This is a genomic window from Candidatus Peregrinibacteria bacterium, assembly GCA_016699755.1.
Lineage (GTDB): Bacteria > Patescibacteriota > Gracilibacteria > CAIRYL01.
The window spans coordinates 1,079,208-1,101,953 of sequence record CP065009.1 but is presented as its reverse complement, the minus strand read 5'-3'; the positions used below and the strand labels follow the sequence as shown (position 1 = coordinate 1,101,953).

At 40.5% G+C, this 22,746-nt stretch carries 22 protein-coding genes and 2 tRNA genes; 9 read left to right on the top strand and 15 right to left on the bottom strand.

The annotated features are described in order from the left end of the window. Positions 1-18: 18 nt before the first annotated feature. From IPN35_04945 to IPN35_04905, 9 genes are all read right to left on the bottom strand, one after another. Positions 19-828: a Bro-N domain-containing protein gene (locus tag IPN35_04945; GenBank protein QQS58910.1), complete on the bottom strand. Its 810-nt coding sequence runs from the start codon at positions 826-828 to the stop codon at positions 19-21. A 15-nt stretch (positions 829-843) separates the two neighbouring features. Beyond that, positions 844-2,280 (bottom strand): site-specific DNA-methyltransferase, encoded by a 1,437-nt coding sequence (locus tag IPN35_04940; GenBank protein QQS58909.1) that lies wholly within the window; start codon positions 2,278-2,280, stop codon positions 844-846. 945 nt (positions 2,281-3,225) lie between these two features. Beyond that, positions 3,226-3,828, bottom strand: a complete 603-nt coding sequence (locus IPN35_04935) for a hypothetical protein (GenBank protein QQS58908.1) — start codon at positions 3,826-3,828, stop codon at positions 3,226-3,228. A 455-nt stretch (positions 3,829-4,283) separates the two neighbouring features. After that, positions 4,284-5,780, bottom strand: a complete 1,497-nt coding sequence (locus tag IPN35_04930) for a ComEC family competence protein (protein ID QQS58907.1) — start codon at positions 5,778-5,780, stop codon at positions 4,284-4,286. Then, entirely contained in the window at positions 5,777-6,889 is a 1,113-nt protein-coding gene (gene proB, locus IPN35_04925) for a glutamate 5-kinase (GenBank protein ID QQS58906.1), read from the bottom strand. Before proB ends, IPN35_04930 begins: the two co-directional genes overlap by 4 nt. A gap of 73 nt (positions 6,890-6,962) precedes the next feature. Continuing rightward, positions 6,963-7,340, bottom strand: coding sequence for a hypothetical protein (locus IPN35_04920; GenBank protein QQS58905.1), 378 nt, complete (start codon positions 7,338-7,340; stop codon positions 6,963-6,965). 10 nt (positions 7,341-7,350) lie between these two features. Continuing rightward, positions 7,351-8,286: a 16S rRNA (cytosine(1402)-N(4))-methyltransferase RsmH gene (gene rsmH, locus IPN35_04915; GenBank protein ID QQS59942.1), complete on the bottom strand. Its 936-nt coding sequence runs from the start codon at positions 8,284-8,286 to the stop codon at positions 7,351-7,353. Positions 8,287-8,457: 171 nt separating this feature from the next. Next, on the bottom strand, positions 8,458-9,081 hold the full coding sequence (locus tag IPN35_04910) for an L-threonylcarbamoyladenylate synthase (GenBank protein ID QQS58904.1): 624 nt from the start codon (positions 9,079-9,081) through the stop codon (positions 8,458-8,460). Continuing rightward, complete coding sequence (locus IPN35_04905) at positions 9,078-9,614, bottom strand: nicotinamide-nucleotide adenylyltransferase (GenBank protein ID QQS58903.1); 537 nt, start codon at positions 9,612-9,614, stop codon at positions 9,078-9,080. Before IPN35_04905 ends, IPN35_04910 begins: the two co-directional genes overlap by 4 nt. A 74-nt stretch (positions 9,615-9,688) precedes the next feature. Between IPN35_04905 and IPN35_04900 the strand changes: the two genes are divergently transcribed. From IPN35_04900 to hydG, 3 genes are all read left to right on the top strand, one after another. Next, positions 9,689-9,763, top strand: a tRNA-Pro gene (locus IPN35_04900). A 109-nt stretch (positions 9,764-9,872) separates the two neighbouring features. Beyond that, on the top strand, positions 9,873-11,351 hold the full coding sequence (locus IPN35_04895) for a DUF4173 domain-containing protein (protein ID QQS58902.1): 1,479 nt from the start codon (positions 9,873-9,875) through the stop codon (positions 11,349-11,351). A gap of 101 nt (positions 11,352-11,452) precedes the next feature. Further along, on the top strand, positions 11,453-12,850 hold the full coding sequence (hydG, locus tag IPN35_04890; protein QQS58901.1) for a [FeFe] hydrogenase H-cluster radical SAM maturase HydG: 1,398 nt from the start codon (positions 11,453-11,455) through the stop codon (positions 12,848-12,850). 3 nt (positions 12,851-12,853) lie between these two features. Here hydG and IPN35_04885 read toward each other — a convergent pair whose 3' ends face one another. Then, the gene (locus tag IPN35_04885) at positions 12,854-13,162 is read right to left on the bottom strand and encodes a hypothetical protein (protein QQS58900.1); all 309 of its coding nucleotides are present in this window, start codon (positions 13,160-13,162) and stop codon (positions 12,854-12,856) included. Between the two features lie 86 nt (positions 13,163-13,248). Here IPN35_04885 and IPN35_04880 point away from each other — a divergent pair. Next, a tRNA-Glu gene (locus IPN35_04880) sits at positions 13,249-13,323 on the top strand. Positions 13,324-13,512: 189 nt separating this feature from the next. On the opposite strand, the gene IPN35_04875 is transcribed toward IPN35_04880, so the two are convergent. Beyond that, positions 13,513-14,115: a hypothetical protein gene (locus IPN35_04875; GenBank protein QQS58899.1), complete on the bottom strand. Its 603-nt coding sequence runs from the start codon at positions 14,113-14,115 to the stop codon at positions 13,513-13,515. Between the two features lie 168 nt (positions 14,116-14,283). Then, a complete protein-coding gene (locus IPN35_04870; protein ID QQS58898.1) occupies positions 14,284-14,682 on the bottom strand; it encodes a hypothetical protein in 399 nt (132 codons plus the stop codon). A 214-nt stretch (positions 14,683-14,896) separates the two neighbouring features. On the opposite strand from IPN35_04870, the gene IPN35_04865 reads away from it, so the two are divergent. The 5 genes from IPN35_04865 to IPN35_04845 all read left to right on the top strand — a co-directional run bounded on the left by IPN35_04865 (position 14,897) and on the right by IPN35_04845 (position 19,710). Then, the gene (locus tag IPN35_04865; GenBank protein ID QQS58897.1) at positions 14,897-16,126 is read left to right on the top strand and encodes a hypothetical protein; all 1,230 of its coding nucleotides are present in this window, start codon (positions 14,897-14,899) and stop codon (positions 16,124-16,126) included. Between the two features lie 45 nt (positions 16,127-16,171). Next, positions 16,172-16,708 (top strand): hypothetical protein, encoded by a 537-nt coding sequence (locus tag IPN35_04860; protein QQS58896.1) that lies wholly within the window; start codon positions 16,172-16,174, stop codon positions 16,706-16,708. A gap of 178 nt (positions 16,709-16,886) precedes the next feature. After that, entirely contained in the window at positions 16,887-17,432 is a 546-nt protein-coding gene (locus tag IPN35_04855) for a DUF4256 domain-containing protein (protein ID QQS59941.1), read from the top strand. A gap of 135 nt (positions 17,433-17,567) precedes the next feature. After that, the gene (locus tag IPN35_04850; GenBank protein QQS58895.1) at positions 17,568-18,512 is read left to right on the top strand and encodes a SufD family Fe-S cluster assembly protein; all 945 of its coding nucleotides are present in this window, start codon (positions 17,568-17,570) and stop codon (positions 18,510-18,512) included. Beyond that, positions 18,487-19,710, top strand: coding sequence for a cysteine desulfurase (locus tag IPN35_04845; protein ID QQS58894.1), 1,224 nt, complete (start codon positions 18,487-18,489; stop codon positions 19,708-19,710). Before IPN35_04850 ends, IPN35_04845 begins: the two co-directional genes overlap by 26 nt. A 28-nt stretch (positions 19,711-19,738) precedes the next feature. On the opposite strand, the gene purL is transcribed toward IPN35_04845, so the two are convergent. From purL to IPN35_04830, 3 genes are all read right to left on the bottom strand, one after another. Then, the gene (gene purL / locus IPN35_04840; GenBank protein ID QQS58893.1) at positions 19,739-22,030 is read right to left on the bottom strand and encodes a phosphoribosylformylglycinamidine synthase subunit PurL; all 2,292 of its coding nucleotides are present in this window, start codon (positions 22,028-22,030) and stop codon (positions 19,739-19,741) included. Positions 22,031-22,147: 117 nt separating this feature from the next. After that, positions 22,148-22,492 carry a 50S ribosomal protein L20 gene (rplT, locus tag IPN35_04835; protein ID QQS58892.1) on the bottom strand — a complete coding sequence of 115 codons (345 nt, stop codon included), beginning with the start codon at positions 22,490-22,492 and terminating at the stop codon, positions 22,148-22,150. Between the two features lie 12 nt (positions 22,493-22,504). Next, positions 22,505-22,720, bottom strand: a complete 216-nt coding sequence (locus IPN35_04830) for a 50S ribosomal protein L35 (protein QQS58891.1) — start codon at positions 22,718-22,720, stop codon at positions 22,505-22,507. Between the last annotated feature and the right edge of the window lie 26 nt (positions 22,721-22,746).

The window sequence follows — 22,746 nt, the reverse complement described above, 5'->3', positions numbered from 1 at the left end:
GAAAGGAGGAAAACAAAATTATTTCGTATTATCTTTTTTGAGTTTTTTCAGCTCTTTGTACTCAATCATATTCGGAAAGGTATTCTGTAAATAGGGAAGAATATAATCATCTGTTCTGTCGATAATATATTTTGCACATCTTTTTTGAAGCCAGTCTTTTTGGAACCATTCGGTAAAAAGAGGATACAAAGAATCAGGATATTGTCGCACCCCGGGGATTTGTCTTCCATCTGGATAAATATGCGTATAGGTTTTGCATATTCTTTCTGGATCATGCCCTTTTTCTTTCAAATACTTACTAAAAAGCTGTCCGGTACTAATATCTGGAATAACATTTTCAGGTATCTCAAAGCCGTTGTGTTCGAGCGGAAGAGCAAAAAGCTCCACCATTTTATTGAGCATGGACCAATACCCCAAAGTACTGTTTTGTTTTGAGTTCAAACTAAACCGCATCATCATAGGACTGAGGGCTTTTGTCGTGCCATAGCTTCCTGTTTTTCGGATAGTTGGCAAGACTTCTCCCACCACCCAATCACTAAACTTTTCTGCTTCTGGCTTTCGAGACTTAAAAACAAGTTTATAAAGCCCTGGCTCTGAAATAAGCGAAATTCTCACGGCATTAGGATCCTCAGTAATACTGAGGATGCTTTCTTTTCCCTCCAGTGTCATTTTCATTTTATCCGACAATGAACGCATAGACTCAGTAGGATTCGTAAGCTCTAAAACATCACAAATATCCTTCGCAACAAACCAAATTTCACCGTCTATTATGACGGTGCGAACCTTTATATTTTTATAGTCAAAGAGGGTAAGCATAGTATTTTTCATGGCATAGAAAATAAATTACAAAATTCCATAAAACTCTTCCATCACCTCCAAATCTTCTTTTGAAATGCTGTACAGAGCATCTTCTCGTTCGCTAACGGGAACATACATTTGATTGAGATCGAGCATTTTGCAAAACATTTCTTGTTGCCGTTTGAGCGGAAGAGAGCGAAAACGAGGATCGGGAAGAACCGTTTCACGGAATTTTTTCACCGAAACCGTGTAATTGAGGAAATACCGCTCATACAGCTCTTTAAAAAGCGTTTCCAGCTCTTCTATGCTTCCACACGCCAAAATCTTCTGCTTTGCTTCTTCATTCCATTCTTTTAGCTCGCAATACACAAAACTTCCACCGCCTTGCTGTTCTATTACTTTTTCAACTCGTGGAACCGTCACTGTTTCAATATAGTCCATTTGTTCCACTAAAATAAATTGCCGATTTCCACCATCCTCTTTATTCAGATCTAAAACGGCATGAGCAGTGGTTCCAGAGCCAGCATGATAATCAAGAATAATCGCATTTTTTTCATTAAATGTAAGCATATTTATTATGTATTTCAAAAGGGAAGTTGGCTTATTATAAGCAAACATTTCTCCAATCCCTGAACCAAATATCTTTGCTAATTCTTGAGTAGCATCTTCATTTGTCCCGACCCCATTTTCTTGATTAATAAGAGTCGAAGGAGTTTTTATTTTCTCTGATTGATTATATCTCAAAACATTGAAACCAAATTTACTTGATAATGATATTCTTGAGCCATTTTTAATCTCCTCATTAAGAAAATCTTGTGTCCAGACAAATCTTCCCTTTATGTCTAAATTTGTAATAATCACCCCTTCTCTCACTTCAAAATTATTTAAAAAATCAATGCCCGTTTCCGTTGTACCTTGAAATCCTTTTTTATATATCCCATCTTTTAATACAGTAGAAACTGTATTTTGTGGAATTTTCAACTCTTTTAAAGAGTTTGTTCTTTTTACTATGGGTTGCCATTTGTCAGAGTACGCATCTTCTCCATAAAAAGAAAAATTATTAGGAGTTTTTGTATAACAAACAATAAACTCTGTCATTTTCCTAATTTTTTTGGATAAGAAAGATCCTTTTTTCTTTCTTGTCCAAATAAAATTTGTTATAAAATTTTCTCTTCCGAAGACCTCATCCATCAATACTTTTAAATATGCTTGTTCGTTATCATCAATTGAAATAAAAATCACACCATCATTTCTCAAAAGTTCTTTTGCCAATTCCAGCCTGTTTTTCATAAAGCTCAGCCAAGTGGAATGGTTGAAATTATCGTTGTATTTAAAACCATCGTTTCCCGTGTTATACGGCGGATCAATATAAATCAGCTTTACTTTGCCCGCAAATTGCTTTTTGAGGCTATGCAACGCCAAAAGGTTATTTCCTTTTATGATCAAATTTTCTTTTATCGTTCCATCTTCATCTCTCTCCAATTTCTCCACTTTTTCCTCCCCGTCTTTGGTCCATTTCTTCCAGTTCACCAAAGCCTTTGCCTCTTCCAGTCGGTCAATTTCATCCCTCGCCAAAATCTCATTAAAAAAGATCTCCTTCCTCTTTTTTTTGGTTTCAGAAAAGTCTTCTGCCTTCTCATCATACTCAAACACCGTTTCCATGCCCTCCTCGGTCGTTTGTCCTCCTTCCAGTACGCAATCTTTATACGGAAAATTCAGGACCACTTCACTCCGCTCCCTCAAAAGTTTATTTCCTGCCGTGAGACCGATTTTGTTTTCAAATTGCGTGTAGCTGTTATCAAGACTATTTTCCTCAAGAAAAAATTTGAAATCATTATTCTTAAAAATCCACGCTTTCCCCACTGATACAAAAAACCGCTCTTTCATAGTCTCATCATTCATAAGGAGCTCCAAAAGCTCAGTATCGAGCTTGTCGGCGTGGTCTTTGAGCTTCGTTTCATTCAGCTCCGTTTTTTCTTCATTCCAAAAACGAGAGTCTTTTTTCAGCAAAGAGAAAAGTGAGGAAATGATTGAATCATCTTTGTACATATCTTGATGGGAATTTTTTCCATCGTGCCAAAAAAAAGAAAAAAATGGAAAAAATCAAATATTCCAAAAGTCCCGGAAAAAGCCGCCCTACACTTTCCCTGTCCAGCTTCGGGCGGCTTTTTCCTCCTTTTGTGCAAGACAAGAAAACCCCTCCCAATCTCGAAACATTCCGCTCCAACCGCTTTTACACAACTGATATTGTGTAAAAGTCTTGTTGCTGAAAAAAAGCCAAAGCCCACAAATAAAAAAACCCTCAAAAAATCCCAAAGGAATAAGGGAAGACTTTACACGAATATAAGTTGTGTAAAGTGACGCCGCCTTTTTCGTCTTCTCTTTTTCTTGAGATTCTCTTTGTTCTTCTGATTATTTTGGGGCGGCTTACACACACTTTCTGAGTGCCTCATTTCTCCGCTCCAAACCTTTTCCCCAAAAGAAAAATGCTCTGTCTATCTTGTCCGAATGACGCAAAAGCCTCTTATACTTTTTTGTTTTTCTTCCTCGATAATATCGCCTCTTGAGCTTTGAAAACTCTTCATCAAGATCAGGAAAGCAAAGAATTTTCCCCATTCTTCTTTCAAGACCCGAAGCATTACAAATGCTGTAAGTGAGATCCCAGCATTGCCGACAAGCGAAAATATATTTTCCACCAAGAAAGAGTTTCCCCACCCTTCTTTGGCACTTTGGGCAGTGCATCCAATACCGAACCCCACCATAACGGCACGGAGTAGTGCTGAGGTGTATTGTGTAGTCCTGTTCTGCCCTTGGGTCGTCAGGATCACTTGTGAAAGTATACTGAAGCCGAAGCTTTTTCTCTGGTAAAGAAAAAGAATATTCCACTCTTGTTTTATTTTGACCATTTCCCCAAGTAAAAGAGCCACTCCGAAAACTTTCTTCAAAAAATCCCCATTGTTTCATTTTTACAACGGAAATACTGTTACATTGCTCCACTGTTGCCTTTGTGTTGAAAAAATATCGTGCCATTTTTAACCGAAATTATTTGAGATTCTCAAGTTTTTTCAATCTTTTCTCTGACATGTTCCAACCCCTTCTTCTCTCTATGATTCAAAGAACCAGAAGCGGCACTTGAAATGGGACTTCTCTTTTCTACCAAAAGAACTGCTTCTGTGTAGTTTTTCCCCTCTTTGTTTTTTGCAATATAACTCTTTCGCTTGAAATCAACGGCAAAGCGAAAACAAAAAACACCCTTGTATCCTCTATGCCCTGTTTTACCATTCAAGACTTTTTCTTCCGAAGAGGTCTTTTTTGTGAGTAGAAATAGAAAAGGAAGAACGTTTTTATAGATAATCCTTCTGAGTATTTGTTCTATTTGAAAGTTTGTTTTTTTAATATCAAAAAAGTTCCTCCATACTTTTTGCGGTAGCAGATTTGTAGAGAGTTTGACGCTTATTTTCTGTGTTGTTTCTCCCGAACAATATTCATGGCTCTTTGGCGTTTATTTTTTCTGCCATCATCTGCTTTCTCTGCCAAAAAAGGTATGTCAAAATTCCTCCCAAAGAAATGCAAGAAACAATAATTTTAGAAGAACCAAAACCAATGCGCGCTCCTGGAATATCTGCCAGAGATTCAATCACCAAGAAACATATATGAAGAAGTGACCAAGCAAAGAATCCAAAAATATTTCCCACAATGTCAAAAATTTCCCCGCCAAGTACTGTGAGAAATGAAAGAAGCATTCCCAAGGGAATAAGGGGAACTACGAGAAGGTTCGCGAGTGGTGCGATAAGCGAAATCTCTCCAAACAAAAAGGAGAGAAGCGGAAATACGCCAATTTGTGCCGCAAGAGTAGCAACGAGAATTTCTCGCCAAAATCGATTTGAAATTCCTTTTTTGAAAACATTATCCAGTGGTTTGGAGAAAAGGAGGAGCCCCAAAACACCGGCAACAGAAAGCTGAAATGATGGGTCTGACAGAAGAATCGCCGGCTTGATGAGCACCATAATGAAAGACGCAAGAAGGAGTGCATCTCCCCCTCGAGAAATTCTTCCCGAATGCACAACAAAGAGACCAATCCCGCCCATAACAGAGGCACGAACAAGCGATGATCCGCCTCCAACGAAGAGAAGAAAAAAAACAAGGAAGAAAATAGTCAAAAGGATTCTCGCTATTTTTGGAATCCAAAAAAATACCCAAAACACTGCAATACAAAGAATGGTGACGTTGTACCCCGAAAGTGCCACGAGATGAGCGAGTCCTGTCACACGAAAATCTTGTTCTCGCTCGGGAGAAAATCCACTTCGGTCGCCGATGAGAATACCGGCGGCAAGTGCAGATTCTGGCGGAGGAACGTGTTTTTGCAGAATATTTAAGAATGACGTTCTGAGGGAATATAGGAGGCGCATTCCAGAGAAGGGGTTGCGTTCGAGAGGCGTGATATTTGGGCGACTCATAACAGAAAAAATACCATCCTTGGCGAGAAACGTTCGATATGAAAAATCTGGAAATTCAAAGGGCGTCTTGAGCATGCCATGAGCGCGGATCCGTTGACCAACTTCTATTTCTGCTCCACGGCGAGGAATGCTGAGGAGCACTTTTCCTCTTGTCAATTGCACGTCTTCTTCTGGAGAAAGGCGAAGGGATTCTGCGGTGAGAATCCATTTTTCTTGGGAGAAACGAATATCTGGCGGAGAAGAAAGCATTCCCGTAATTTCCACACTTATCCCGTCATTTGTAGCAAAGTTTCCTATATCTCCCGATGGCGGCAGAAATGGAATATAGGTGGCGCGCAACATTCCGAGTACGAAAAATATCGTCCAAAGAAAAAGCGGAAAAAACCGTGCCTTCTGAACACAGAGCATTCCAAAAACACATCCAGTACCTACTATTCCAGCAACAGGAATAGAAAAAAGAGAAATAAGGGCAACACCAGCAAGAAAACTCGAAAAAGAGCCGAAAAGGAGAAAACGACGCTTCACATTTTGTTTTTTGAGTATTCTCGAGAGAAGAGAAAAAGATCATCCGCATGAATAAAGATTTTTCCTCGTGTTTCTCCAGAGTGAAGAAGATGGCTCATTTCTGCTGAGGAAATTTTGGCAACTGCTCGTCCTAAGTGTTCTCCATCTTCCGCATCAATACGAATAACACTTCCCTCCTCAAAATCTTTGCCCACTGCCACTACTCCTACTCCCAAAATAGAGGTTCCGGGATTTGTTTTGAGTACCGAAGCAAGGCAATGGTTCACTACAATATTTCCGCATTCCGTGGCACCTGCCGCAAGCCATACTCGAATACCCGATTGTTTTTTTCCTCTAAGAGGAAGAAAACGAGTTCCAACGCCTGCTTCTCCTCGAAGAATACGAGAGAGAACATTTGGCGTGCGACTTGTGGAGATAACAAGTTCGATACCAATATTTCCCATGAGGTGTGCGGTTTCCATTTTGCTTCGCATACCGCCGAGTCCGTGCTCACTCTTCTCTTCTGAAATGAAACGCAGGATTTCTGGTGTTATACGCTCGATGACGTCAATTTTTTTGCTTTTTGGCTGTTCTGGATTTCCGCTGTACACACCATCCACATTTGAAAGAAGCACGAGAAGGTCTGCTGAAAGAAGCCCCGCCAAAAATCCAGCAAGCTGATCGTTGTCGGAAAAATCGAGCTCTTCAGGTGTCAAAAAATCATTTTCATTGAGAATAGGGAGAATATTGCTCCGAAGCATTTTATCGAGAATATTTCGCATCGAAAGATGCCGTTCACGACTGGAAAAATCTGAACGCGTTACGAGTCCTTGTGCTACGGGAATACCATGTTTTTGAAAAATATCACGATATTGTTTCATGAGCATAGGCTGCCCAACAGCACTCCGAATTTGTGCGAGTTCCGTGGCGGATACTTTTCCGAGTCGTCCAGCATCAAACTCTTTTTTGGCGGCACCCACAGAGCCAGAAGAAACAAGTACAACACGCCACCCTTCTTCTCGTGCACTCGCAATGCTTTTTGCAAGGGAGGTGAGAACCGATTCTTCTATGTTGCCGTGTTCATCCAGAAGAGCATTGGTGCCGATTTTAACAACAACAGTTTTTTGCATGCAAAAATCGTATCATGAGAAAAGGAACACGAAAAGACTCCTTCCTTCAAGAGAGAGGATTTTTAGAAAGGAATTAAAATCCTGTTCCGGTATTTCCTTTTGCCACTGCTGTATCTCCACGAATATACTTTGGCTGTTCCACTTTTATCATTGCTGCAATAACCTCATCTTTCCCCATTGCATCTAGCGAGAGCATATCGGCAACCTGCATGGAGAGTACTTCATTTTGTTGCACGAGATTTGCTTGTTTTTGTTGTAATACCTTGAGTTCGTATCCTCGTGTTGCCACCCGATTGCTGTGTGAGAGAAACAGGAGTGCCAAAATGCAAATAAGAGAAACGCTCACAAAGAGAAAAATCCCTACTCCAAGCTCCATTCGCTCCGAAAGAGAACGACGCTGGACAGCCTTTCGAGGTTTTGAAGAATCCTGTGGGAGAATAAGGGAGCTCACGGGCGTTATATTATGAAAGAGGAATACGTTCCAGAACACGAAGTTTTGCGCTTCGAGAGCGCGGATTACGTTTCTGCTCCTCATCATCGGGGATGATAACCTTCTTGTTCACTCGTCGCCATTTTTTTTCCTCACTCTGCGATCTCTCCAACCCTCTAAAAAACTGTTTTACAATACGGTCTTCTAGTGAGTGGAACGATATTACTGCAAGCCGTCCACCAAGAGAAAGAAGCTCTGCGGCTTGAGGAAGTGCTCTTCGGAGTTCTCCGAGTTCATCATTGACGGCAATGCGAAGTGCCTGAAATATACGAGAAGAAACTTTTTTTGAGTTTCTCGGACATACCTTATTAAGAAGTGCAAAAAGTTCAGATGTTGTTTGAAGGGGGAATTTCTTGCGTTCCTCAACAATGGCAGATGCAATACGGCGAGCTTGTGGTTCTTCTCCAAAATTTCGAAAGAGCATTCGGAGTTCCTCTTCAGAAGATTCTTTAAGGAGAAGCTCTGCCGTTACAGATTGCTTTGTATCCATACGCATATCAAGCGGACCATCATTTCGATATGAGAATCCGCGCGACGCATCATCTAGATGAGCTGAGGAGATGCCGATGTCAAAAAGGATGGCGTCCGCCTCAGAAATACCGTGTTCTCGACAACCAAATTCTAAGTGTGAAAAAGATTTCGGAACAATATATTTCTTCTTCCATTTTTCAAGACGTTTCTCTGCTTGTAATCGGTTTCGCTCATCCCACTCAAAGGCAATAAGTTTTCCCGTATCGCCAATGGCGTTTAGAAATGCTTCTGAGTGACCGCCAAGACCAAGTGTTGCATCAACGACAGTAATGCTAGAACGAATATTGAGGAGATGAAGAACTTCTTGAAGAAGAACAGGGTGATGTTCAAAAGAGCTGGGCAACGAATGTGTTAAGGAGCAATACTCATTTTTCATTGGTTCTTGAATATATTTTGTGATCAAAAACCAAAAGAAAAATCAACTTTTAGTTTATGGGAAGAGGAATTTCTTCGTCAAGAAGTTTAATTCCCTCTTTTTTTTATCGTTCATTTTTTGTATTCAAAAATATAATCTTCTCCTTTTTAAAAGCCATATATCATAATTCCATTATTTTTGTTGCGATTTTTGTATTTCGTGTTCTGGTATTACTCCAGATCGAATACAGGTAACACCATCCGCCCCAACTCGCACAATGGTGCTCGGAAAAATGCTATGTTTTTGAGGATCTTTGGAGTGAGAAGCAAGTATCCCTTCTTCTTTTCCAAAAATAGAGAGAATTTCCTCCGAAGATACGAGTGGCAGAGAACCCGAAATATTAACACTTGTAGAAGCAATGGGCTTGCCAAAGAAGTGAAGAAAAGAGCGCACCAAGGCATCTCCTGGAACACGAATAGCAAGTTCGAGAGATTCTGGAAAGAAGTGTGAAAGCACTCCTTTTTTTCGAGGAAGAAGGAGTGTGAGCGGACCTGGCCAAAAAGTGCGCGCTAACTTTCGGGCAAGAGGAGAAAAAACGGCAACTTTTTCTGCGGAAAGAAAATCGGGGACAAGGAGAAGAAGTGCTTTTGCCTCTGGACGATTCTTGCATCGGAAAATATTCGCTATTCCTTTTTGGTTGGTGGCATCCGTCGCAAATCCCGGAATAGTATCGGTAGGAAGAATAAGTATTTCTCCATGACGAAGCGCTCCTCCGAACACATGGAAAAACGCCGGCTCAAAAGGAATACTTTTCATTTTTGTGATTCCGTTTCGGCAATATTTTGCAAACGCTCTTCTCCTCGAATCTCTTCAAGAATGCACGCTGTTCCTGCTGGCACCATCACTCTCCAATTTTCCCCTTGGAGCATAGCATTTCGTACTGTTGTGGCATTTATTTCGATGCGTTTCTCGAGTGCAATTGGAGTAATGCCCGACAAAGAAGAAAAGAGTTGGCGAATGAGTTTTGATCCCGAAAAGACCCGAGAAAACGGAGGAAGAAGCTGACGAACATGTTCTGCCCATAAGGCGTAATGATTGATATTTCGCACTGGGCAAATAAAAAAAGATTCTCTGGGAATGCCAATTTCTGCGAGACTTTCAGCAATCATCTGAAATCGCTCTCCAGCGGTAAACGGATTCTGTGGAAGGTAGTTTTCTTCTGCAGAGCCAATGCCAATGAGAAGGCATTTTGGCGGATCGGTTTCAAAAATTTGCCGAACTGCATCAAGATGTCCCAGGTGAAAGGGTTGAAAACGGCCGATGTAGAGAGCGGTTTTTTCTGCGTGCATACGGAGGATACTGTAGCATGCCTTTTCGCTTGAAGAAAAAGAGAAAACGGATTACAAAAAATAAGGAGAAATTCTGGGATGTAGCTCAGTTGGCAAGAGCGTGGCGTTCGGGACGCTGAGGTCGCTGATGCGAGTTCCAGTCGCCCCAGTCAACGCAATGAGCAAAAAACAAAGAAATAATAGTCATCAAACCGAAATGAGTGTATTCGACGCTTCCTAAAAGAATCGTTATTGTACAGCTGTTTTTTTTGATACACGATGAATGACGAAAAGAATTCTATTAAAAAAGCGAGTGCTATTCTTAGTATTTCACTTTTTCTTGGTATCTGTTTTCGCTTCTTCTTCTACGAAAAGATACTCGGTATCTCGTTTCCGCTCTATATTATGCTTATTGTTGCCGGATTATTCTCCCTTTTTGCGCTTCTTGGCAGACGAATACGAAAACAGGTGCTTTGGCTTTTTCTTCCACTTTTTTTTCTGAGCGGAATGGTGTTTGTACGTGCAAACGAACTCCTGACATTTCTCAATATTGTCGCTACTGTTCTTATTCTCCTTATTATTGCTGAAGAGATAGTCGGCAAAAAAACACGTCATTTTCTCTTTGGAGATTACCTCAAAACACTTTTTGTGCCATTCCAGTTTCTTCGTCCGTTTTTACAAACACTATTTTCTTTTCTCTCGTTTGGAAGAAAAAATTTTGACGATCGTCGGGAAGTGAGCATACAAATTATAAAGGGAGTCTCTATTGCGGCTCCGATTTTGTTTCTCTTCCTTGTGCTCTTTTCTTCGGCAGATCTCGTATTTCAACAGTATCTTACGGGGGTTCTTCGTTTCAATATTGCGCCGGAATTTTTTGTACAGCTTTTTCTTGTTGTGTTTGTGAGTTGCTTTTTTATCGGCGCATATTCGTATGTTTTTCAGAAGCAAAAAGATCATGTTTCGAAAGGCACTCAGAGCAAACATCACTTGGGGCACATTGAAAGTGCCATTATACTTGGTTCGGTAAATGCGCTCTTTTCTCTTTTTCTCCTTGTCCAGTGTACGTATTTTTTTGGTGGAGAAAACAATATTTCCATTCAAGGATTTACCTATGCGGAATATGCGCGCCGTGGTTTTTTTGAACTTATTGCTGTTGCCGTTTTTTCACTTCTTCTTTTGCTGAGCACTGAAAGATATATTCTTCGAAAAAATAGGAGTCACGTTCTTCACTTTAAGGTGCTGAGTACTGTACTCATTTTCCAAATAATCGTCATTATGATTTCCGCATTTTTGCGACTTTCGCTGTATGAAAGTGCGTACGGATTCACCACTCTTCGGCTCTATAGTCATGCATTTATTATTTTGTTGGCGGTTATTTTTTGCCTGCTTCTCTTTAAAATCTATCGAGATGCTGAAGGAAAAGTATTTGTATTTCAGATTTTTCTTTCTAGCATTCTCTTTTTGGTTGCTATGAATATGGGAAATCCTGATGCATTCATTGCACAGAAAAATATTGAGCGATTTTTCAAGACACAAGATTTGGATATTTCTTATCTCACTTCGTTGTCTAATGATGCTATCCCAGAGATGATAAGTGTTTTTGACATGCTTGATGAAGATAAAAAACATGAACTCGCTTTATTTTTTCGTCAACAGTTACGAGAGAAAAATATATCATCATTCTCATCGTGGCAGTCGTTTCATATTTCTCGATTGCGATCAGAGCAAATGCTTGTTTCGGAAAAAGACAAGTTTTAAGAATATGAAGCTTATTTGAGGGGGGATATCCAAAAAATAGTTCTTGCTCTTCACAATTTTTCAAAAAGAAAGCTACCATTAAAAAGTTATTCTCCAAAAATATGTCATCAGTTCTCAATATCATTAACGAAAGCACCCTAGAATCCCTTTTGCAGTCCTCTCATAATCCTTCTTCGGAACAAATAGAGGCGATACTCGAAAAAGGAGCAAAAATGAAAGGGATTTCGTTAGAAGACGCCGCTCTGCTTCTTCATGTGCAGGACGAAGCTCTTTGGAAAAAGATTTTCGATTTAGCACGAAAAATAAAAGAAAGCATTTATGGAGAACGCATTGTGTTTTTCGCCCCCCTCTATATTTCGAGTTACTGCATCAACGATTGTGATTATTGTGGTTTTCACGCTCGCAATCTTGCGCCTCGAAAAAAACTTGCTCTAAAAGAAGTGGAAGAGCAAGCACGCATTCTTATTGAGATGGGACACAAACGGCTTTTGCTCGAATTTGGCGAGCATCCACTTAATACCATTGATTATGTGTGTGATGTTATTCGCACTATTTATGGTGTTGCGCATGGAAATGGAGAAATTCGTCGGGCAAACGTCAATATCGCCGCCACGAGTACAGAAGATTATGCAAAATTAAAAGAGGTAGGAATCGGAACCTATCAGCTTTTTCAAGAAACCTATCATCGAAAAACCTACGAAACACTTCACAAAGGACCAAAATCGGATTACGAACGTCAGCTTTTTGCGCACGATCGCGCTTTTGCGGGCGGACTTGATGATATTGGACTTGGTGTTTTATTCGGGCTTTACGACTATAAATTTGAGGTACTCGCGCTTCTTTCTCATGCAGAATATCTCGAACGCACTCATGGTGTGGGACCACACACACTTTCTGTACCGCGGTTTCAACCGGCAGAAAGCGTGGATTTTTCGAGTGAATATGCGGTTTCTGAAGAAGATCTTCTTAAGATTATTGCTATTCTTCGCATTGCCGTGCCCTATACAGGAATGATTATTTCCACTCGTGAACGTCCAGAAATTCGAGAAAGAGCTTTTCAGCTTGGTATTTCGCAAACAAGTGCTGGTTCTCAAACCGATCCAGGAGGATACCGCAGAAAGGGGCAAAAAAAATTGCTGGAAAAAAAGTTCGCTTCCCAATTTCAAACTGCCGATCATCGATCGCTCGATGAAGTGGTTATGAGTATTCTCGACCAAGGACTCCTCCCGAGTTTTTGCACTGCTTGTTACCGAGAAGGACGAACAGGCGAAGATTTTATGCACATTGCGAAACCCGGCGAAATTCACAATCTTTGCCGTCCAAATGCTCTGCTCACTTTTCAGGAATATTTAGAAGATTATGCCTCTGAAGAAGTGAAAGAAAAAGGAGTGGGTATTCTTCAAAAATATCTTGAAAAAATCGACAATCCTATGCGGAAAAAGGCGACTATCGATCGTTTGGAGCGCATTCATAACGGAGAGCGAGATTTATATTTTTAGGCGCTAATTCCAAAACTGAAGCGAATTTATTTTTCCTTCTAGACCTTCTTTTATATTCCCCAAAAAAATTTGTATTGCAGAGATATTTTCTGAGACAAATTCAAGGGCACTCCACATTTTCCATGTCACCAAGAGAATAAGAAAAAGAATGATGAATGTGAGAATATGAGGAAAAACAAAAAAGAGAATGCGCTTCCAAAGTGGAGGCGGCGCAAGATGTTTTTCAATTCTCTCAAGGAGCTCCGCAATGCGTTCGAGTTTTTGTTCTGGGGTATCCGAAGGGGCAGAATATTCTTTCACAATTCTCATCATGGCTTCTTTAAATAAATTTTTCAAGAACAGTTCTTGACGAAATGGGGAGGAGTGTGGAAGAATTTTTTCCGCTCTCTTAATTCTGTGGCCCGTTCGTCTAGTGGTTAGGACGCCAGGTTTTCATCCTGGTAACAGGAGTTCGATTCTCCTACGGGCTACCAACTGTCTTTTGTCTCCTTTGCTTTCCTTACAAATCTCAAAAGCAAGGGAAAGTTTTGGTGTTCCATTTTGTATTTCTGCAAATGTCGGTGGGCTATCAAAAATGAGAGAAAAGAGTGCTCGTGATCCTTCAAAATTTCGCTCAAAATCAATAAGTTCTCCAAAGTGTTCCATAAAATACAGAGCGTAGTTTATTTTACTCGTGTAATCGACATCATCATATCTTCGCCGTCTTCAATATCAAAGAGGTCATTGATGTAGGTAGTGATCTTTCCGGTAGATTCGTTGGTCTTTGTAACTCGGGTTTTGGCTTCATCGTATTCATAGCTGACGGTTGTGCCGGATGTGGAGGAGCTGATAAGTCTGTCTTTGTAGTCCCAACTGTGGGTCCAGTTTCCGTCTGTTTGCAGGTTTCCGTTGTTGTCGTAGGTGAAGTTTTGGGTTCCCGCCTGGGTTACGGCATGAGGGCTGGCATAATTATTTTGTAAATAGGTATATGCACCGACATCAGACTTATTGGTGATATTTCCGATGGAATCGTAGGCGTAGGTTCGAGTGTAATCATCATTATTAGCGGTATTGGTGATGGTGGCAGAAGTGAGACGGTCGAGATCATCATACGTGTAATTTGCAGTCTTGGCGGCATCGGTTGCTGAGGTATCTGTTACTTGGGTGATGTTGCCAGTTTTGTCGAAGGTGTAGGTTCGTCTTTTGGATTGGTATGCGGAATACTTTCCTGAATATGATTTTCTGGATTGTTTTGTGGTTTGATGATGTGTGAATTTAGTGAGCAAGTGATGGATGAATGTTTATCGAGATAATAGCGAAAGTTAGGATTAATGTGAATGACGATTAACGCCGGAGTCCTCTAAGGAGAGACTCCAGCGGGAGGGAAACAGAGAAAAGAGAAGAAGGAGTTATCGGTTTTTACAAACGTGGAAACGTTGCGAACGGAGGGGATTTCACCACACCCCGTCCGGTTTGGAGAAATACACCTCATTACCTTCAGAAAAAATTTTTATTTTTAAAATACTTTCATCTTTTTTAAGAATATCAGATTGCGACAAAGAAAAATCAAAATATATTTCAACAGTATCTTCTTTCCAAATGACATTAAAATCTTGAGAAGGTGACTTTTTCAATATAAAAATTATATTATCATTTCCTGTATTTATATCAGTAATTTTTATTTGTGGGGAAAATGCGGTAGTAGCTCCACAATCCCTAGTATAAGCAGTCGCAATTTTTTGCAAATTTTCATATTTTTTTTCTGACATTATGTAATTTCCACAAGTATTAATTGAACAATTACCCAAGAAAAATAGTAGAGGAAAGGATAGAATAACAATAAATTTAGACATACATTCAATCAAAAAAGAAATCCCACCAATCACTTCTATTATCAAAAGATGTAGCATCTGACCTCTCTTGAGATCCTATGCCTCTATATAATTCCATGGCAGGAGCAAAGGGGTCGGCAAAGAGAGTGGAATAAGAAATCATAACTGTATTGTAGACTTTTTGTATCCGAGTCCAAAAGACTCGGACGAACGGAGGTTGCTTTTTCGTAAGAAGATGTCAATGATTGGGTCGCACGGTATGGTTGCTCCCTTTTTTAATTTTTATTTTTTCATGAAAAAAATATCATTTGTCCTTTTTGCAATATCGCTTGCACTTTTTGGTGATAAAACTGCCTTGGCTATGAATGTTGACAGTGTATCAACTGAAAGCGTGAGTTATGGTGCACCATTCGCAATACATGGCAGTGGTTTTGGTGCTCTCAATGAGTATTCTCAAATTTGTTGGGGAGGGGTCTGTATTTCTAATAAAAACATAGAAATCTGGTCTGACAGCCGTGTCATATTTAGATTTACAACAATTGGAATGCCATATTCTGGTCAAATGACCATTTCAAATGGTTATGAAACGGCAATTGTCGGAAATGTTGCTGTTCAACCAATGATTGATGATGTTTATATAGATGGGAAAGTGACTGATTACATCAAGAAAGGTCAAACAGTAACAATAACAGGGGTTTATTTAGGTCAAGATGACGGTATCAGCGAATTACGGTTGAATAATACAATGGTTGGTCTTGTTGATGTGTGGCAGGACAACAAAATTGTTTTTAAAGCAGAAAATGACTCGCCAATTGATATTATGCTGAAAAATAGTGCATTAGAGACGACCAATTACAGTAGGCAGAAATGTGGAAATAACACTACTGTTGATAATTCAGGTTCATGCATCTGTATGGAGGGATATGTTTGGCAGAGTAACGATTCAAATGTCTTAAATTGTGTTTTAATCGAAGTCCAAAATAGCTGTGGCGAACATGCTAGTCTCGTTAATGACAATAATTGCCGGTGTGATGAAGGCTATGTGTGGAAGAGCAATGATCCGAAAAATACTGACTGTATAAAAATTGAAAAAATAGATGAAAAACTCGAAGAAGAGGTTAATAATGAAGATCCAACGCAAACTCTAATTAATCAAGATTTAGAACTCTATGACTTCGATAATCTTAGATTCAAAAAAATTGAAGATTTCAAAGTCTTAGCTAAAAAAACAAAAAAAGGAGTAATACTCATGCTTTGGAAGCCAAATACCAATATTGCATCTCAGATAAAAGAATATGAAGTCGATATCCTCGACGAAGACGGCGAAGAACAGCCCATTATTCTACACAAGAAAAAACTTCTTCTCTTTAAGCCAAAAAGTGGTAGTATCTACACAATCCAAATAAGAGGATTAGATAAAAATGACAATGTTGTCGCTGAGTCTGTTTTTTCTGCTAAAGAGTAAAGGTTTTTGTTCCAAGAAACGAATCTTTCAATTTTCAAGCTCACCATGAAAAACGCATTATTTATTGTAGGTATGATATCAATCCTTCTTGTTAGTAGCTCAGTTTCTTATTATTACATTTTCTTTTTGCCTGCAAAACAGCAAGAGAGCTTGGAATTGCAAAAAGAAAAATTTGAGCACCAAAAAGCTCTTGAGGAAGAGGAGAAGAGAAATAAGACAAAGAAGGAACAAGATGCATTGGCTGAAAAACGTAGGCAAGAATTAGCTGAAGATTTAGCCGAAGTAAAACGCCAACAAGACTTCGACAACTGTCTAAGTCGAGCTTATGAAAATTATAATGCAAATTGGCTTAGCGCATGCCAAGCTCAAAATGAATACTATAAAAAAATGAATGAAATTACGGAAAAACAAAACAAACAATTTGAGGAGTTAACAGGCATACCACACGATAATTCGAATTTATATGAATATCAGAAAATAGATGAAAACTGCAAACTTCCTACAGAAAAAGCTGATAAATTAGGAAAAGATTTAGAGGATAGTAAAGATGAATGTATTGAATATTACAAGTTGGGTTTGTAGTATGTCTGCCCTCCCGCTTTTGCACAATTATTTTTGTAGAGTAGTTTCGCTTTTCGTGCATCTCGCATCAACTCTCAAAATTGATTAAAAAATCAGAAAATCAGTTTAGGGCGAAACTATCCACATGCTACAATAAGGGCGAGTGATTTATTTTTTGAAGAAACGTATGTCAAAGAAAATGTCATCAGAACAATGTGAAGAACTTTTTAAAACGTTAAAATACCGTTTTGATAAGAACATGAATCGTCACAAGAATCTTGCATGGATAAATGTGCAAACGAAATTAAAGGCTTGCCCTGAAAAGCTGTGGTCACTACATGAAATGGAAAGAACTGGTGGCGAACCAGATGTTGTTGATTACCAGAAGAAGACAGACGAATATGTTTTTTGTGATTGTTCATTGGAAAGCCCCAAAGAGCGAAGAAGTTTTTGTTACGACCATGAAGCGCTAGCATCGAGAAAAGAGCATAAGCCAGCAAATAGTGCAGTTGGTATGGCAGTTGCCATGGGTGTTGAGCTGTTAACGGAAGAGCGATATCGAGAGCTTCAAAAGCTTGGAAATTTCGATACAAAAACATCAAGTTGGCTCAAAACTCCTTCTGAAATAAGAAAACTCAGTGGCGCCATTTTTGCCGATTATCGCTATGGCAATGTTTTTGTCTATCATAGCGGTGCAGAGTCTTATTACGCCGGCAGAGGGTTTCGTAGTCTCCTCATGGTTTAAATTTGAATTTCATCTCAAGTATTTTTGCAAGGAGTTGAGAATCGATGTACCCCTATATTTCTCACACCTTTTTGGTGTTTATTTGGCTTTGCTTTTGCTTGCGATTCTCAAAAAAATAGTGGGACAATATTTTCGATGAACACCTCTCTATTTCGCCCACCGATTTCTTTATGGGAAGAAGATTCTTTTCCTGTTTCTCTTCCTCGTGTCGAGGGAATGAAGCCCCTCTCAGAGAAACAAGAAACATCTTTTCTCCTTTCGGGTGAAGAGTCGGCGGCGCATTCTGTTTTTTTTCAGTTTCCGAAATCAGCTGCGTCTACGCTTTCGTTTTCTCTCCCCCCCTCTGCCAAGAGACTCCTTTTTTTTCGTTCAGAATCTCTTGCTTCATCCGATATTTCACTTCATTTTGATCTTCAGGAAAATACAAAGAGCATTATCGTGTTTTCCTTTCTTGATGCACCGAGCGCGCGTCAGCGACTCCGTTTTTCTGCTTCTCTTGGTGAAAATGCTCATTTTTCCCTCCTCTTTTTTCATCTCTCGCAAAGTGAATTTTTTGGAGATTTTTCGGTGCACCATAAGGGGAGTGATTCTGAATCGTATCTCTCATATTCAGAGATTGGTACACAACAGGCAAAATCGGATGTTTTTCTTCAAAGCGTTTTAAGCGCGAAGAGGTGTCGAGGAAATATTGCCACAACCTCTGTTCTCTCAGGATCTGCTTTTTCGCGCATACAAGGCATTCCTATTGTTGAGCAGGGTGCTGAGCAGGGAGAGTGTCTTCTCGATCAGAAAAATCTTCTTCTCTCCGCACATGCCCGAAGTGAGTCTGTTCCTATGCTCTCCGTCCAAAATAATCATGTTCGCGCCGCCCACAGAAGTTCTACTATTCGTTTATCGGAAGAAGATCTTTTCTATTGTGCTTCACGAGGGATTTCTCAAAAAGATGCCGAATATCTTCTTCTTGATGGTCTTTTAGAAATGCCACTTTCCCATATTCCCGATGCTGGCATTCAAAAATGTGTGAGGGAAAATGTCCATCACTTTTTGCATCACCATGCCTATTCCGTCATCGATTCGTAATGAATTTCCTATTCTTGCCATCAAAGGACTTGTCTATCTCGACACTGCGGCGAGTAGCCAAAAGCCAGAAAAGGTAATTTCTGGAATACCACGGTTCTTGCGGAATGATTACTCTAATGTTCATCGTGGTGCACATTTTTTAGGAGAGCGTGCTACCCAACACTATGAACAATCGCGAAAGAAAGTTGCAGATTTTTTAGGTGCCGATTCTTCTCGTGAAATTATCTTTACAAAAAATGCTACTGAAGCCGTTAATCTTGTGGCAAGAAGCTTCGGCGACGCTGAAAATTTTTTCTCAGAAGGTGATCGCATTGTGCTCACTCGTGCGGAACACCACGCGAATCTTGTTCCTTGGTTTCAGCTTGCAGAACGAAAAAAATTACGCATTGAGTATTTCGAACTTGATGCTGAGCAAAATCTTGTTCTCGATAATCTTGATGAGCTCCTTGCTCCTCCCACAAAGATGTTGGGCGTTACGCATGTTTCAAATGTAATTGGAACTCGTTTTCCAGTGGAAATGCTTTGCGCTTGCGCTCGCGAAAAAGGAGTATTGACGCTTATTGATGCTTGCCAATCTGTTCCTCATTTTTCGGTAGATGTTCAAAAAATTGGTTGCGATTTTCTTGTACTGTCTGCGCACAAAATGTACGGACCGAGTGGTGTAGGAATACTCTATGGAAAGCTTGATCTTTTGCGTGATATGCCTCCTTTTTTGGGAGGAGGGGAAATGATTCGAGAAGTGCGTTATGATGGGTTTTTACCGGCAGAAGCTCCGCATAAGTTTGAAGCAGGAACTCCACCCATTGTTGGAGTATTTGGAACCGGAATTGCCATCGATTTTTTGCAAGAAATTGGCATGGACGCTATTAAAGAGCATGATCGAGAATTATCAGGGTATGCGAGAGAACTTTTGGAGAAGATAGAAGGTGTGCGTATTATTTCTCACAGAGATGCGATTGGACTGACTTCTTTTGTATTTCAAGGGGGAAATAATTACGAATTAGCAGATTTTTTAAGTGATCGAGGAATTTGTGTTCGAGTAGGGCATCATTGCGCTGAACCGCTCCACAAATATCTCAATATTTCTACGAGTATTCGTGCGAGTTATGGTGTGTACAACACGCGTGATGAAATTGGGTTCTTTATAAAAATGGTGCAAGAGGGGATTCAGAAACAAGGAACTCGAGTAATTTTGTAGCTTAAAGAAGGAATCAATCTCAGGAAATTTACCGTTTTTTCCGAAGTGAATTCCAAAAAATATCAGAAAGTTCTATTACCGAAAGCGTGAATTCTTTTCCGGTAACGATATCGCCCTGAACTTCTCCAAGGTGTTCCGGTTCAAGTCCAATTTCTTCTGCTTGAGCAACAAAGAGAGAAACAGATTCTCTTTCAACCTCTATAACTACACCCGGATTTTCATTTGTCCACTCTGCAAACGAAAAATTCTTGGGAAGATATGCCCCTTTTAGGCTTCGGGCAGACATTTTTAATACAGTGGCAATGGTACCACCTTCCGCAACAATTCCAGCAGAGAGAATGCCTTTCTCTGGAAGAATGAGGAATTCTGCAATTTTTTTAATCTCTTCAGTATCACACGTTGGAGGAGTATTTCCCATTTGATTTCCGAGGAGTCGGGCAATTTCCGAGCCACCGAGTGATTCTGTTCGTTTTCCTAAGAGAAAAATTTGACTCCCCTCTTTTTGAAATGCATTTTTTCGAGGAGAGATTCCACAGCAAAATTTTCCGAGTGCTCCTATATTGGCAGATGGGCTTACCGATCCTGATTCAGAAGCGTTATAGAGCGATACATTTCCCGATACAAATGGAGTGTCGAGTGCTTTTGCCATTTCCGCAATTCCTTCAGCACCTTCTACAAATTCCCACATTTGTTCTGGAATTTCTGGATTTCCATAGTTTAAACAATCGGTAAGTGCGAGTGTTTCGCCTCCGGTGGCGGCAATTTTGAAAACTGCTTGGGCTACTGCCATTTTTCCTTGTGTCCGCGGACAAATCTTTCCCACTCGTGCCGGACTTGCAACAGAAACTGCCGCAAAAATCTCTTGTTCTTTTGGGGATAATTCTGAGAAATCTCGAAGAGGTGCAAACGTTACTGCTTCTGCCTCATCACGAGTGAGTACAGTATTTCCCTGAACGGTTTGATCATACGTTTCAGTAAAAGGGCGTGTACTCGTAACATTTTCTGAACCCAAGAGCTTTTGAAGTGTTTCTTCCCAATCTATTTTTTCTGGCATGCACATGGGAGCATATTTTTTTTGAGAAGGAGAAACCGGACGATTTACAGAAATCCCCTTTGTAATATCGAGTGCTTTTGCATGACATACTTCTTCCTCCTGAAATACAGCACAGTATACGCCACCAGAAATCACCTTTCCAATAACGGATGCGCGCGCGCCTTGTGAGACATTTGGAAAATCCCAGCGTGTATTAAAATGTTCCAAAAAGAGTGGTGTCAAATCTGGCGGAACCGCAAAGCAAAATCGTTCTTGTGTTTCCGCACACAAAATAACAGCGGCAGGAAGATTGTTTTCTGCCACATGAATGGCATCAACCGATATCTCTGCGCCAAAACCTTGCTCTGCTACCAGTTCCACTGTGGCGCAAAGAATACCTCCTGCTCCCAAATCTTTTAGGGCAATTCGCGACAGATTGCCACTTTGCTCCAATCGAGAAAAGAGATCACCAAAAGCGGCAAATAAATGTCGTTCTAAAAAGGGGTTGGGTTCTTGCACCGCACCTTTGTTTTTTTCACGGTCATCTTCATTGAGTGACGCACTCGCGAATGAACTTCCTCCAAATCCGCTTCGGTCGGTCGGTTTTCCCACAAGAATAAACTCATACCCGTCTTCTGCCGCATTTTCTGGAACAAAAGAATGGAGAACCCCGCTCTCTTTCAGAACGCCAAGCGCCACTACGTTTACAAGACAGTTCTCATTGAACGATTCATCAAAAAGTATATCTCCTCCCAAATTCGGAACCCCCAAGGGATTTCCATAGCCACCAATGCCATTTGTTACACCAGCAAGAAGGCGTTTTGTGAGCGGAAGATCAAGATCTCCAAACCGAAGACTGTCAAGCGCACCAACGACTCGTGCACCCATACAAGCGATGTCTCGACAAATACCACCCACTCCCGTTGCCGCTCCTTCAAAAGGAACCACTTGACTCGGATGATTGTGCGATTCATGCGCAAACACAATGCCGTAGGTTTCGCCATTTCGTGAGGTATGAAACCGAACAATCCCCGCATCTTCTCCCGGACCCATAAGAACATGCTTTCCTTCTACAGGAAGGAGTTTAAGATACTTTCGAGAAGATTTATACGAACTGTGCTCGCTCCCTTGAATTCCCCACAGTGTTGCCTCGGTAAGCGTTGGATTTCTCCCAAGCATACTCACGACTTGTCGTCCTTCATCAGGTGTGAGTGCTACAGAATTTTCGGAAAAGAGACGGATAATTTCCGCATCGGTTTTCTGATCGATTTCAAGAATGGGTTCCACGTGAGATTGGGAAAAAGACAAAAAGAGTATGCCAGAAACAAAAAACCTCGCCAAAGTTTTGACGAGGTTATGGTTCTTTTTGAGAAGATATCCTAGATCAACTCCAGAATGATATTCCTACGCCGTTGCTATTTGTACTATTTCTCCAAACACTTCGGGGTTTCGAACAGCGATATCAGCAAGCATTTTTCGGTTAATGACCACTTTTTTCTCTGCCATGCCAAACATAAATCGTGAGTACGAAACATTATGCAAACGAAGCGCAGCGCTAATACGCAAGATCCAGAGTTGTCGGAACTCACGCTTTTTTTGACGGCGGTGTTTGTAGGCATGTTGTCCTGCCTTGGTAACCGCGTTTTTTGCCAAGCGATAAAGATTTTTTCGTCCCCAGCAATATCCTTTGGCAAGTTTAAGAATTTTTTTATGCCGACGCTTTCGGGGAACACTATTGGTGACTCTCATGTGTTTTTAAGCTTAGAAAGAAATAAGTTTTTCCATGCGACTGGAATCTCCTTTTGCAAGCATGAGCGGTTTGGAGGCCTTTGCCTTTTGACGCTTACTCTTTTGAAGCAAGAGATGCTTGTGCCCCACCTTCTTTATTGCAAGGTTTCCGCCACCAGTTCGGCGAATACGTTTTTTTGCCGCACTCTTTGTTCGAATCTTGCCAACTCTTCCTGGTTTTGCTGCCATTCTGTGGTGAAGAAAAATGAAAGGAA